Consider the following 13,084-nt stretch of genomic DNA (forward strand, 5'->3'; position numbering starts at 1 on the left):
CCCGGTCCCCCTGATACCGGTGGTACTACCGAGGCGCTGCCCCCCTGCCCGCGCCTCGGGCGAGAGGAATTCCCCCATGGGCCACATGGACCACTTCAGCGCCGGATGGGTCACCCCCGTCCTCTCCTACGCCATGGCCTGTCTGGGCTCGGCACTCGGACTGCGCTGCACGGTAAGGGCGTTGGAAGCCGACGGCGCCTCCAAGCGGAACTGGCTGACGCTGGCCTCGCTCGCGATCGGCTCCGGCATCTGGACCATGCACTTCGTCGCCATGATGGGCTTCAGCGTGGAGGGCACCCCCATCCGCTACGACGTCCCGCTGACCGTCCTCAGCCTCCTCACCGCGATCGCCGTCGTCGCCGCCGGTGTCTTCACCGCCGGGTACGGCCGCTCCCGCGTCAGGTCGGTGATCCTCGGCGGCCTCGGCACGGGTCTCGGCGTCGCCGCCATGCACTACGCCGGCATGTACGCCCTCAACCTGCACGGCGACCTCTCGTACGACCCGGTGCTCGTCGGCGCCTCCGTCGCGATCGCCGTCGTCGCCGCCACCGCCGCGCTGACCCTCACGCTCATCGTGCGCGGGCCCGTGCTCGCGACGATCGCCGCTCTGGTCATGGGCCTCGCGGTGAGCAGCATGCACTACACCGCGATGTTCGCCGTCCAGGTCACGCTCACGCCCAGCAGCGCGGAGCTGCCGGGAGCCACGTCCACGGAGTTCCTGTTCCCGCTGGCCGTACTGCTCGGGTCGTTCCTGTTCCTGGCGTCGGCGTATGTCGCCCTGTCGCCCACGGGGCAGCGGGCGGAGTCGGCGATCGCGGCGGAGCTGCTGCGCGAGGTCGAACTGTCCACCGCCTGATTCCGCCCTCCCCGTACTCCGTACCCAATCCCCATTCCCGCTTCCCATTTCCGCCGGACGGGCTGAAGAACAAAGGCCAACGAGGTTCCCATGAGTATGGCTCGCACCGCCGAACGACTGCGCCCCAGATCCGTACGGGCGAAGATCGTCGCCCTGCTGATGCTGCCCGTCGTCTCCCTCATGGCTCTGTGGAGCTTCGCGGCGGTCACCACCGCGTCCACCATCGGTGACGCCGAACGGGCCAAGGAGGTCAACTCCGAACTGCTCGCCCCGGTCGCCGACTTCGTCACCGCGATACAGACCGAGCGCACCTTCGCCGCCCGCTACGCCGGCGACCCGGCCTCGGGCGACTCGGACGTCCTGACACGGACCCAGGTGGCCACCGACAAGGCGGTCGACGCCCTGCTCGACGGCGTCAACTCCACCAGCTCCGACGCCGCGCTCCTCAACTCCGCCCTGCCCGACCGCCTCGACAGGCTCACCGACGACGCCAAGGGACTCACGGCGCTGCGCGCGTCGGTCAGCGGCGACCGGAACGCGAAGCAGACCGCCGCCGCGGCCTCCGCCGCGTACACCTCGTACACCGGCTTCGTCGAGGACGCCTTCGCCGTCACCGGCGCGCTCACCGGGGAGAAGAGCACGACCACCGCCTCCGAGGCCCGCGTCGTCCTCGAACTCTCCCGTGCCCGCGAGGCCGTGGCCCAGGAGCAGGCGCTCCTCGCGGCGGGCGGCGCCGCCGGAAAGCTCACCGGCGACCAGTACGCGCTGTTCGTCGGCGCGGTCGCCGTCCAGCGCGGTCTGCTGAAGCCGGCGGTCGCCGATCTGCGGCCCGAACACCAGAAGGCGTACAACGAGCTTCTGCAGAGCGGCAGTTACCGTCAGCTGGCGGAGACCGAGAACCGCGTACGCAGCGCCGGGCCCGGCGAATCAGCGGTCGGTGACGGCCTGTTGAGGGGCTGGGACAAGGCCGCGAATGATGTGCTGCACGCCCTCGGCAAGGCCGAGACCGAGGCCGGTACGGCCGCTGCCGCCAAGGCGAACCCGTTCGGCTGGGCCACCCTCGGCGCCTCCGGAATCGCCGTGCTCCTGGGCCTCGTAGGCGTGTTGCTCTCCCTCCTCGTCTCCGTGTCGGTCGGCCGGGGCCTGATCGTGGAGCTGCTCGACCTGCGCAACTCGGCCCTCGAAGTGGCCGGCCGCAGGCTTCCGCAGGCCATGCGGCGGCTGCACGCGGGTCAGGGCGTCGACATCGACGCCGAGGCCCCGCTGCGCCGACTCGCCGGGGACGAACTCGCCCAGGTGGGCACCGCGTTGACGGCCGTACAGCGGGCGGCGCTCAAGGCCGCCTCCGAACGCGCCGAACTCCTCAGTGGCATCTCCGGCGTGTACGTCAGCCTCGCCCGCCGCAGCCAGGTGCTGCTGCACCGCCAGCTCGACATCCTCGACCAGTTGGAGCAGCGCCCACGCGACCCCGCCGAGCTGCACGAGCTGTACCGCGTCGACTACCTCGCCACCCGGATGCGCCGCCACTCCGAGAGCCTCCTCATCCTCTCCGGCATCGCGCCCGGCCGCGGCTGGCGGGACCCGATCCCACTGGCGGACACCCTGCGCGCCGCGGTGTCCGAGATCGAGGACGCGAGCCGCGTCCAGATCTGGTCGGCCCCCCGGGTGTCGCTGAACGGCGGCTCGGTGGCCGACGTCATCCACCTGCTCGCCGAACTCGTCGAGAACGGGGCGTCGTTCTCCCCGCCCAGCGCCAAGGTGCGGCTGCGCGCTGCCCGGTTGAGCGACGGTGTCATCATCGAGGTCGAGGACAGCGGCTTCGGCATGAACGAGGACGCGATGGCCGACGCCAACCGCAAACTCCGGTCGGAGAAGGTCGACCTCCTCGACGCCAAGCAGATCGGCCTGTTCGTGGTGAACCGCCTCGCGACCCGCCAGGGCCTGCGCGTCGAACTCCGCGACTCCCCGAACGGCGGCGTGACGGCAGCCGTCCTCATCCCGGAAAACCTCCTCCGCGACGACATGCCGACCCACGGCCAGGAACACGACGACGAGTACGGATACGGCCACGAGCACACCCCGGCCACCGCCGACGCCCGAACCCTGACACCGGCGCCGACACCGGCGTCGGCGACGCTGATGCCGCAGCAGTGGGACCAGTAACGCTGGGGTCCTGGGGAGGGGCGAACGCACTCCGGGCCACACTTGAAAGATAAAAGAACAGCGGTACCATCGCTCGCGCACATAGTGTGACCTCCTGACCACGGAACCATCGGTTCCGTGGTGATCACTTCCCACTGCCGGGCCAGTGAGGGCGCCGTCCTTTGTCGTGCACGACAGAAAGTGACGTGAGCATGAGCATCAGCAGAGGCCGAGGACTGCAGGCCAACGTCCTCGGTACGTTCGACACCGTGGTGATGGCGGTGGCGGGCAGTGCACCGGCTTACTCGATCGCGGCGACCACCGCGGTCCTGGTGGGCACAGTGGGGCTGGCCAGTCCGGCGGCACTGCTGTACTGCGCGATACCCATGCTGGGTATCGCACTCGCGTTCAGCTACCTGGGCCGTATCGACGTGAACGCGGGCGCCAGTTACTCCTGGGTGGGCCGCACGCTGCACCCGTTCCTGGGCTTCGTCAGCGGCTGGTCACTGGTGGTCTCGGCGACCATCTTCATGGTCGCCGGCTCGCTCCCCGCGGGATCGATGACGCTGGCCCTGTTCGACGAGGGGCTCGCGGAGAACACCGGGCTGTCCACGGTGGTCGGTGCGTGCTGGTTCCTGATCATGCTCGGCGTCGTGCTCGGCGGTGCCCGGCTCACCGTACGAGCGCAGCTCATCATGAGCGGCGTCGAACTCACCGTCCTGGCACTCTTCGCGGTGCTCGCCGTGTTCCACACGGACAACGCCCGGGACTTCGACTGGTCCTGGCTCGGCTTCGGCCACTTCGACGGGGTGTCGGGCTTCGCGGCCGGTGCCCTCATCGCCGCGTTCTACTTCTGGGGCTGGGACGTCACCAGCAACCTCAGTGAGGAGACGCGCAACAGCCGCCGCACGACGGGACTCGCCGGCCTGATCGGGTTGGGCATCGTCTTCCTGCTGTTCGAGGTGTTCACGATCCTCACCACCGTCGTCCTCACCCCGGCCCAGATCGCCGAGAACGAGGGCAATGTGCTGGGCACGCTCGGTGAGGAGATCTGGCCGGGCTGGGGCGGCAAGTTGCTCATCATGGCCGTGATGCTGTCCACCATCGCCACCCTGGAGACGACCCTCATCCAGGTCACGCGGTCGCTGTTCGCGATGGGTCGGGACCGAACGATGCCGGCGGCGCTCGGCAGGGTGCACCGCCGGTGGAACACTCCCTGGGTGGCCATCGTCGTCGTGGGCGGGGTGGCGCTGGTGCTGTTCGTCGCGTCCAACGCCCTGGGTTCGGTGGGCGACATCCTGTCCGACGCCATCTCGGCGATCGGCCTGCAGATCGCCGTCTACTACGGACTGACCGGCCTGGCCGTGGTCGTCGCCTACCGTAAGCTCCTGCTGAAGTCGGTCGCCAACTTCGTCTTCGGCGGGCTGTGGCCGCTGTTCGGCGCGGTGTTCATGTTCTGGGTGCTCGTCGAGTCCCTCGGCGAGCTGAGCGGGGCGGCGGTCACGATCGGCCTCGGAGGCCTGGCCGTCAGTCTGGTGCCGATGCTCTGGTACTGGCGCAAGGGCAGCGAGTACTACCGGCCGGTCAAGCTGGACGCCTCGCGCACGGTCGAGGTGGACTACGTCCCCGACGTCCATGAAACCGCCCGGTCTCATGCGTACGAGGGCGCCCCCACCGACTTCTGAGGGAGAGTCCGATGGCGCGAAACAGATTCAGTTCCAGCGCCGACATCGACTTCGACCCCGACGGCGGAGACGCGCCCCTCGCCTCCGCCCGCCAGGACATCGTCATCGGCCGCTGGCAGGGCCTGCGCGATCTGCTGCGGGCCTCGACCGTCGACTGGTCGATGCGAGGCCACCGCGTCCGGCTGCTCGCGCAGGCCTGCGCGAACAGTACGACGGTGGAGTCGTGGCTGGCCGCCGATCCCCGCAGCGTCGACGCATCGGTGTTGCGGGCGGCCACGGAGACGGCCCGGGTCTTCGGCCTGGCGATCGCGGCGGGACGGGGCGTCCCGATCGCCGTGGAGCGCCTCGACACCGTGGTGACGGCCTGTCTGCAGGCCGCCGAGGCGTATCCGGAGGATCCGACCCCGTGGATCTCGCTGATCTCCGTTGCCCGGCTGTATCCGTCGGGCGTACAACAGCGGGAAATGGCCCGCTGGTGGGACGAGTTGCACGCGCGTGATCCGTACAGCGTGGAGGGGCACCTGCAGGTTCTGCACTACTACTCGGCCCGCTGGCACGGCACGCACGGGTACATGTACGGCTTCGCCCGCGACGCCGCCGACGTGGCGCCCTCCGGCACCCCGCTGCCGGTTCTGGTGCAGCACGCCCGCGTAGAGGAGTACCGCTATCTTCTGGACGCGGCAAAGGGCCGGCGTGATGCCATGCGGCTCGGGCCGCACTGGGATCACGACGGTGCCGTCAACGACGTGAGACGTTCCTGGGAGCGCTGGATCCAGGCGCGTCCGGACACCCCGGTGCTCCCCTCCGAACTGCGCGAACTCAACTGTCTCGCCCACGCCGCCTGCCTCGCGGGCGCCACGGACATCACCACCGCACTCCTGCGGATGCAGGGACGCCGCGCCACACGAACTCCCTGGTCCTACACCGGAGATCCGGTCAAGCAGATCAACAAGTGGCGCGAGTAGGCCGTCGGGGAGCGGTCCCGACCGCCGGAGGCGACGTTCAGTGCGCGGTGCCGACGAGGCAGACTTCGGTGTGACCTGGCTGACGGGCATGTTCCACGAGGACGGGAGTCAGCACGGGCCCACGGCAGCCGATACGGCCGGGTACCACCTCTGGGACGAACTGGACCCGGAGAGCGTCCTCGCCGTCCGGAGCGACACCCGGCTGTTGCTGCGGCTTCCTTCGGAGACGATCGAGGCGCTGTGGCTGGCCGGCACGGCGGACGGGCCGTCCTTCTTCTCCGGAGGACGGACCGGCGTCACCTTGGGAACGCGGTGGATGGAGACGCTCACCGAACTGTGCGACGCCTGGCTGACCCGGCACGCGCAGGCCGCCGTCCCCCCCTGCGGTCCCCGCCGAGATCGGTGATGACCGCGTCGTACCGGAGCGGAACAGGCAGGTGCTGGCCGAGTATGTCCGTCACTGCACTCCGGACCTGGCGTTCCGGCTGGTGCTGCGGGCGACGGCCCAGATCGGCACCGCGTCCGGTGGGGCGCTCTCGCCGGAGCGCTACGCGCGGCTGGCGGCACTGGGTTCGGCGCTCCACTACGGCGAGTTCGTCGTGTCCGAGGTGCGGCATCCTGTGAGGTGAGCTGTGAAGTGAGAAGGAAACGCGGGCGAGGGACCCGCACCCTCGACGCTGTTTCGCCGCCCCCGGGAATCCGCCCGTAACCCCCACCCACCCCGCCCACTATCCTGGAAGGTCGATCCACCCCACCTCAGGAGCAAAATGGCCGTCAACCTCGTCAATGTCGAGAACGTCAGCAAGGTGTACGGGACCCGTGCCCTGCTCGACGGGATCTCGCTCGGGGTGTCCGAGGGGGACCGGATCGGGGTCGTGGGTCGTAACGGCGACGGCAAGACCACCCTCATCCGGATGCTCGCCAAGCTGGAGGAGGCCGACACCGGGCGGGTCACGCACTCCGGTGGCCTGCGTCTCGGCGTGCTCACCCAGCATGACTCCCTCGACCCCACCGCCACCGTCCGCCACGAGGTCATCCGGGACATGGCGGACCACGAGTGGGCCGGGAACTCCAAGATCAGGGACGTACTCACCGGGTTGTTCGGCGGGCTCGACCTGCCGGGGTTCCCACAGGGGCTCGACACCGTCATCGCGCCGCTCTCCGGTGGTGAGCGGCGTCGGATCGCGCTCGCCAAGCTGCTCATCGACGAGCCCGACCTGATCGTTCTCGACGAGCCCACCAACCACCTCGACGTCGAGGGCATCTCCTGGCTCGCCCGGCATCTGCGCGAGCGCCGTTCCGCGCTCGTCTGCGTCACCCACGACCGGTGGTTCCTCGACCAGGTCTGCACCAGCATGTGGGACGTGCAGAAGGGCGACGTGTACGAGTACGAGGGCGGCTACACCGACTACGTCTTCGCCCGCGCCGAGCGTGAGCGCATCGCCGCCACCGAGGAAGTGAAGCGGCAGAACCTGGTCCGTAAGGAGCTGGCCTGGCTGCGGCGCGGGGCGCCCGCCCGTACGTCGAAGCCGCGCTTCCGCGTCGAGGCCGCCAACGAGCTGATCGCCGACGTACCGCCGCCCCGTGACAGCAGCGAGCTGATGAAGTTCGCCTCGACCCGGCTCGGCAAGACCGTGTTCGACCTCGAGGACGTGACCGTCCAGGCCGGGCCCAAGGTGCTTCTCAAGCACCTCACCTGGCAGCTCGGCCCCGGTGACCGCATCGGGCTCGTCGGGGTCAACGGCGCCGGCAAGACCTCCCTCCTGCGTGCCATGGCCGAGGCCGCCCGCAGTGACGGCGAGAAGCAGCCCGCCGCCGGACGCGTCGCCGTCGGCAAGACCGTCAAGCTCGCCTATCTCTCGCAGGAGGTCGGCGAGCTCGACCCGAACCTGCGGGTGCTGGAGGCCGTGCAGCAGATCCGCGACCGCGTCGACCTCGGCAAGGGGCGCGAGCTGACCGCCGGACAGCTGTGCGAGACGTTCGGGTTCGGGAAGGAGAAGCAGTGGACCCCGGTCGGGGACCTGAGCGGTGGTGAGCGGCGCCGGCTGCAGATCCTGCGTCTCCTCATGGACGAGCCCAACGTCCTCTTCCTCGACGAGCCCACCAACGACCTCGACATCGAGACCCTCACCCAGCTCGAGGACCTCCTCGACGGCTGGCCCGGCTCCATGGTCGTCATCTCCCACGACCGGTTCTTCATCGAGCGGACCACCGACCGTGTCTTCGCCCTCCTCGGCGACGCCTCCCTCCGGATGCTGCCGCGCGGCATCGACGAGTACCTGGAGCGGCGCAAGCGGATGGAGGAGGTCGCCGCTGCCGCGATCCAGTCAACCCCCTCGGCAGGCAAGGCCGTCACCGAGAAGAGCGCCGCCGACTCCCGCGCCGCCAAGAAGGAACTCCAGAAGATCGAGCGGCAGTTGGACAAGATGTCCGAGCGCGAGAGCAAGCTTCACGCCCAGATCGCCGACAACGCCACCGACTTCGCGAAGGTCGCCAAGCTCGACGCCGAACTGCGCGAACTCTCCGGCGAGCGCGACGACTTGGAACTGCGGTGGCTGGAACTCGCGGACGAGGCATAGCCGTAGGCGGACGAGGTCTGGCCGGAGGCGGGCAAGGCGTGAAGTTCACAGACATGGCGTGAAGGGCGCGTGAAGGCGCATAACGGCGGTATCACGGGCCTGTTCGCCCTTGGGAACAGAGGTGGACAGGGGCGGATACAGTCAGGTGCGGGGTGGCCACGGAGTGGTAGAAAGAGCCCTCTGAGAACTCCCCCGAGGATATTTCCGAGTGCGGCCGCGCACTCTTCGCGTACCTCGGGGCGTGGCTAAAAATCAGCTGAAGGGGGAACGCGCTGATGACCCAGCCGCCCAGCCAACCGCCCCAGGGTCCGCCCCAGGGTGGCTTCGGACCGCCGCCGGAGGTACCGCAGGGCGTGCCACCGGGCGTGCCGCAGGGCGCGTTGCCGGCCACGCCGTACGGGTCACCGCCACCCATGCCCCCCGTGCCGAACGGGGCGCCGCCACCCCCGCCGCCGACCCCGCCCACGCCCCAGCCGGGCTACGGCCATCCGCAGCAGCCCGGCCCCTACGCCCAACCGGGCCCGTACGGCGGCCAGTCCGGCCAGTCCGGCCCCTACGCCCCCCAGCCCCCGGCGTACGGTGGCGCGCCCGGGTACGGCTACCCCGGCCCGCAACCGCCGCAGTTCCCCGGCGCTCCCGTGCCCCCGGCGCAGCTCCCGCCCGGTGGCGGTTCCCGTAGCCCCTTCAAGGGGCGGCCCGCGTTGATGCTCGGAGCGGCTGTCGCCGCGCTGCTCGTCATCGGGGGCACGGTGTACGCGGTGACCAGCGGCGGTGGCGACGACGACAAGCCCGGCGCGACAGGCGGCCAGGCCGGCCCCGACCTCTCCGCGCCCGCCTCCGGCCCCGCCGACGCCGCCGCCGGTGGCGACGACAAGGGGGGCGGCGGTACCGCCGGCGCGGACCCCGACGACCTCAACGCGGGGCGCAAGGCCGGTGACGCGAAGGTCCTCTGGTCCAAGGACGCGCCGGACGCGCCCGCCTCCGGCGCCAACGCCGACGGCATGTGGATCACGGACAAGGTGGCTGTGAAGACGGCGTACAAGGAGGTGTTCGCGTTCCGGGTCGGGGACGGGGGCACCGAATGGGGGCCGATCACCTTCCCGCAGAAGATCTGCGCCGTCACCCCGCAGAAGTCGGCCGACGACAAGGTCGTGGTCGCCTATATGAGCGGTGCCAGCGAGCGGGCCAAGTGCAACAAGCTCCAGGTGCTCGACCTGAACACCGGTGCGAAGGGCTGGAGCGGTGAGGTCGCCGACGGGGCGCTGTTCGACAGCTCGCTCAGTGTGGAGCTGTCGGTCACGGGGACGACGCTGATGGTCGGGCGTTCGCAGTCCGGCACGGCGTACGACCTGAACACCGGCGCCAAGCTGTTCGACAAGGTGAAGTACGGGGCCGCCTGCTTCCCCGCCGCCTTCGCGGGCGGCGCCAGGCTGATCGCCGTGTCGTCCTGCGGGGCGTCCACCTCCACGGAACACGACGAGGTGCAGGAACTGGACCCGAAGACCGGCGCGGCCCGCTGGACCCGGCCGATTCCGAAGGGCTGGGCCGTCGCGCGTACCTACTCCGTCGATCCTGTCGTCCTCTATCTCACCAACGAGGACAAGAAGTCGTGGAACATCTCCACCCTCAAGGACGACGGCAGCTTCCGCTCCGAGGTCTCCGTCGACGAGTCCTTCGCACCCGTGTGCGGCTGGGCGATCCTCGAGCGTGACCTCCAGGGCTGCCAGGGCGTGGCCACCGACGCCGACACCCTCTATCTGCCGACCGAGGCCAACGAGGTCGTCGCGATCAACCTCGCCACCGGCAAGGAGAAGTGGCGCGTCAAGTCACCGGCCGAGCAGCCCATGCTGCCGCTGAAGGTCGAGGGCGGCGAACTCGTCGCCTACGTCGAGCCGCCGTACGACGCCGGCGGCCAGGTCGTGTCGATCCCCGTCACCGGCACGAGCCACACCCCGACGAAGCTGCTCCAGAACCCGGCGGGCGCCGCCGACGTGGAGAACGGCTTCTACTCCAAGGCGTACGACTGGGTGGACGGCCGTTTCTTCCTCTCCACCACCAGGCTGAGCGGCAAGGACGAGCTGAAGGAGAAACTGATGCTCGCCTACGGCAAGTAGACCCTCCTCCGGGCCCTCTCCGGGGGCCCCTCTCCCCTTCTCTCCTCTCTCCGCTCCCGAGGTACCCACGTCATGACCCAGCCGCCGCCCCCGCCTCCGCCCAACCAGCCTCCGCCGCCCCCCGGCTACGGCTATCCCCAGGGGCCGAACCCGTACACCCAGCAGCCCCAGCCCCAGCCGCCGTACGGACACGGCTACCCGCAGCACCCGCAACAGCAGCCGCACCCCGGCTATCCGCCTCAACCGCCCACCCCCAAAAGGAAGTTGAACGCGCAGGCGGCCATCATCGTCTCGGCCGTCGCCGCGATCGCACTGATCATCGGCGGCGGTGTCTGGTACTCCTCCTCCAAGGGCGGCCAGAGCGACGACAAGAACACCGCCTCCGGCACGACGGGCGGCACAGGCGGGACCGACAGCGGCGTCAGCGGTGACGGCGGCGACGACGGCACGGACAAGGCTCCCGCGAACACCGCCTCCAAGGTCCTCTTCCAGGTCCCCGAGCCCGTCGTCAGCGCCGACGAGAGCAGCACCACCGTGGTCGGGTCCTGGCTCACCGACACGGTGTACGCCAAGACCGGTCGCGCCGAGATCGCCGGATACGACCCCGTCAAGGGCACCAAGCTCTGGACGGTCCCGCTGCCCGGCCCGGTCTGCCAGGCGAGCCGCCACACCACCGCCGACCATCGGACGGCGGTCGTGTACGAGCCCGCCATGCCGACCAAGGACAAGCCCTCGCACGGCTGCAGCCAGGTCGCGGCGATCGACCTCACCGCCGGCAAGCAGCTGTGGACGCGGACGGTCAAGAGCGGCGACCAGGTGATCAACCTCGACAACGTGACGGTCAGCGCGAACACGGTCGCCGTGGGCGGCACCAGCGGCGGCGCCGCCTTCGACATCACCGGCAAGGCCCTCTGGTCCCCGAAGCCGACCGACACCTGTTACGACGCGGGCTACGGCGGCGGCGAGAAGCTGGTCGCGGTACGCAAGTGCGGCTCCTACGGCGCCCGGCAGCTGAACATCCAGACCATCGACCCGGTCTCCGGCAAGGTGCTCTCCGAGTACGCGATGGCCAAGGGCATCGAGGACGCCAGCGTCGTGTCGACGAACCCGCTGGTCGTGGCCGCCGACATCAACCGCTCCGCGGGCGACGGCAGCGGCATCTCGGACTTCTTCTCCATCGACAACACGACCGGCCGGCTCCGTACGAAGATCTCGGCGCCCGGCGACCGGTACGCCGCCAGGTGCTCGGGCATCACCAGGATCGAGTACTGCACCAAGCTGGCCGTCGGCAACGACAAGCTGTACCTCCCGACCGAGGACCACGACGGCACCGGCGAGTACAGCAGGACCAACGAGATCGTCGCCTTCGACCTCGCCACCGGCAAGCAGGACGGACAGCGGGCGGACGCGGGTGACGGCTACTCGATCTCCCCGCTGACCATGGACGGCGACAACGTGATCGCGTACAAGCGCCCGCCCTACGACAAGGGCGGCCAGATCGTCAGCATCGACGGCGGTTCCTTCGCCCAGACGAAGCTGATGGAGAACCCGGCGACGAAGTCGGTCCGCGAGATCGAGTCAGGCATGCAGCCCGAGTACGCCGAGCTGATCTACGCTGACGGCCGCCTCTACATGTCCCAGGTGTACGCCCGCAAGCCCTCCGCCACGGGGGAGAAGCGGTACCTGGCGATCGCGTACGGCACGAACTGAACACGATCGGCTGATCGCCGACCACTGCCGTTGACGGCCCCGTCCCTGTTCAGGGGCGGGGTCGTGCACGTACTACTCATCACCCTCGAATGAGAGGATTTTCGACGATCCGGGGCACTTCTCTCCAGTAGGGAAGCGCAACGTCGAACAAGCGTGTAGCTTCCGGGGGCATGAGAAGCGGGGGGAGCCGGGGGGCTCCCGTCCGTGGGGACCAATGGGCATCCAGAAGGGACAACCGTTGGGGGGACTGGGGGGTGGCTCGATGGGAGTGCGGCTGATGGTGGTCGACGACCACCGACTGCTCGCCGAGGCTCTTGCCTCGGCGTTGAAGCTGCGCGGGCACCGGGTGCTCGCCGCGGCGGCGCCCGCCGCGGGCGCGGCGGAACTGGTGATCACACGCGCGCCGGAGGTGTGCCTGCTGGGCACGGCGACACCGGCCGAGCCGGGCATGTTCGACCCGGTGGTACGGATCAAGCGAGAGCGTCCGCAGGTGGCGGTTCTGGTGTTGGGTCCGGTGCCCAACCCGCGCGGCATCGCCGCCGCCTTCGCCGCGGGCGCTTCCGGATACGTACGTCACGACGAGCGCATAGAGGGCGTCGAGCGCGCCATCATGAAGGCCAGAGCGGGCGAGGTGGCGGTCTCCCCGCAGCTGCTGCAGGGCGCGTTCAGTGAACTCCTCAACCCCGCCGCCCAGCCGGACGACGAGGGGCAGCGCCTGCTGCAGATGCTCACGCCGAGGGAGGTCGAGGTCCTGGTCCGGGTCGCCGACGGCGAGGACACCCGGCTGATCGCGGCCGGCATGGGGATCGCGCCCAGCACGGCCCGTACGCATGTGCAGCGGGTGCTGATGAAGCTGGGGGTCGGTTCGAGGCTGGAGGCGGCGGCACTGGCGGCCCGGACGGGGCTGCTGGACCGGGCGGGCCCGCTCCCGTCGCACCAGACGCATCAGCCACACTCACCTCCGGAACCGGAGTTCTGACGAGGTACTGCGACCGCCACCTCGGTTGTCACCTCGTCTGTCGCCTCAGCCGTC

General features: G+C 69.8%; 10 protein-coding genes. All 10 read left to right on the plus strand.

Translation table 11 applies throughout. From position 1 onward, the window contains the following. Window positions 1-76: 76 nt before the first annotated feature. The 10 genes from STRTUCAR8_RS01535 (at window position 77) to STRTUCAR8_RS01580 (ending at window position 13,030) form a co-directional block, all read left to right on the plus strand. Window positions 77-856: an MHYT domain-containing protein gene (locus tag STRTUCAR8_RS01535; protein ID WP_006373597.1), complete on the plus strand. Its 780-nt coding sequence runs from the start codon at window positions 77-79 to the stop codon at window positions 854-856. A 90-nt stretch (window positions 857-946) separates the two neighbouring features. Then, on the plus strand, window positions 947-3,019 hold the full coding sequence (locus STRTUCAR8_RS01540; RefSeq protein ID WP_100247469.1) for a sensor histidine kinase: 2,073 nt from the start codon (window positions 947-949) through the stop codon (window positions 3,017-3,019). A gap of 191 nt (window positions 3,020-3,210) precedes the next feature. Then, window positions 3,211-4,683: an APC family permease gene (locus STRTUCAR8_RS01545; RefSeq protein WP_044471448.1), complete on the plus strand. Its 1,473-nt coding sequence runs from the start codon at window positions 3,211-3,213 to the stop codon at window positions 4,681-4,683. Between the two features lie 11 nt (window positions 4,684-4,694). Further along, complete coding sequence (locus tag STRTUCAR8_RS01550; protein ID WP_006373598.1) at window positions 4,695-5,648, plus strand: hypothetical protein; 954 nt, start codon at window positions 4,695-4,697, stop codon at window positions 5,646-5,648. Between the two features lie 40 nt (window positions 5,649-5,688). Next, window positions 5,689-6,054 (plus strand): hypothetical protein, encoded by a 366-nt coding sequence (locus tag STRTUCAR8_RS53790; RefSeq protein ID WP_006373607.1) that lies wholly within the window; start codon window positions 5,689-5,691, stop codon window positions 6,052-6,054. Between the two features lie 31 nt (window positions 6,055-6,085). Further along, complete coding sequence (locus STRTUCAR8_RS53795; RefSeq protein ID WP_006373592.1) at window positions 6,086-6,277, plus strand: hypothetical protein; 192 nt, start codon at window positions 6,086-6,088, stop codon at window positions 6,275-6,277. A 138-nt stretch (window positions 6,278-6,415) separates the two neighbouring features. After that, window positions 6,416-8,227 carry an ABC-F family ATP-binding cassette domain-containing protein gene (locus STRTUCAR8_RS01565; protein WP_006373590.1) on the plus strand — a complete coding sequence of 604 codons (1,812 nt, stop codon included), beginning with the start codon at window positions 6,416-6,418 and terminating at the stop codon, window positions 8,225-8,227. A 275-nt stretch (window positions 8,228-8,502) separates the two neighbouring features. After that, a complete protein-coding gene (locus STRTUCAR8_RS01570; RefSeq protein ID WP_044471449.1) occupies window positions 8,503-10,341 on the plus strand; it encodes an outer membrane protein assembly factor BamB family protein in 1,839 nt (612 codons plus the stop codon). Window positions 10,342-10,413: 72 nt separating this feature from the next. Then, on the plus strand, window positions 10,414-12,051 hold the full coding sequence (locus STRTUCAR8_RS01575; RefSeq protein WP_006373595.1) for an outer membrane protein assembly factor BamB family protein: 1,638 nt from the start codon (window positions 10,414-10,416) through the stop codon (window positions 12,049-12,051). 262 nt (window positions 12,052-12,313) lie between these two features. Beyond that, entirely contained in the window at window positions 12,314-13,030 is a 717-nt protein-coding gene (locus STRTUCAR8_RS01580; RefSeq protein WP_078507085.1) for a helix-turn-helix transcriptional regulator, read from the plus strand. Window positions 13,031-13,084: the final 54 nt, after the last annotated feature.

Origin of the sequence: Streptomyces turgidiscabies Car8 (assembly GCF_000331005.1) — a bacterium.
Lineage (GTDB): Bacteria > Actinomycetota > Actinomycetes > Streptomycetales > Streptomycetaceae > Streptomyces > Streptomyces turgidiscabies.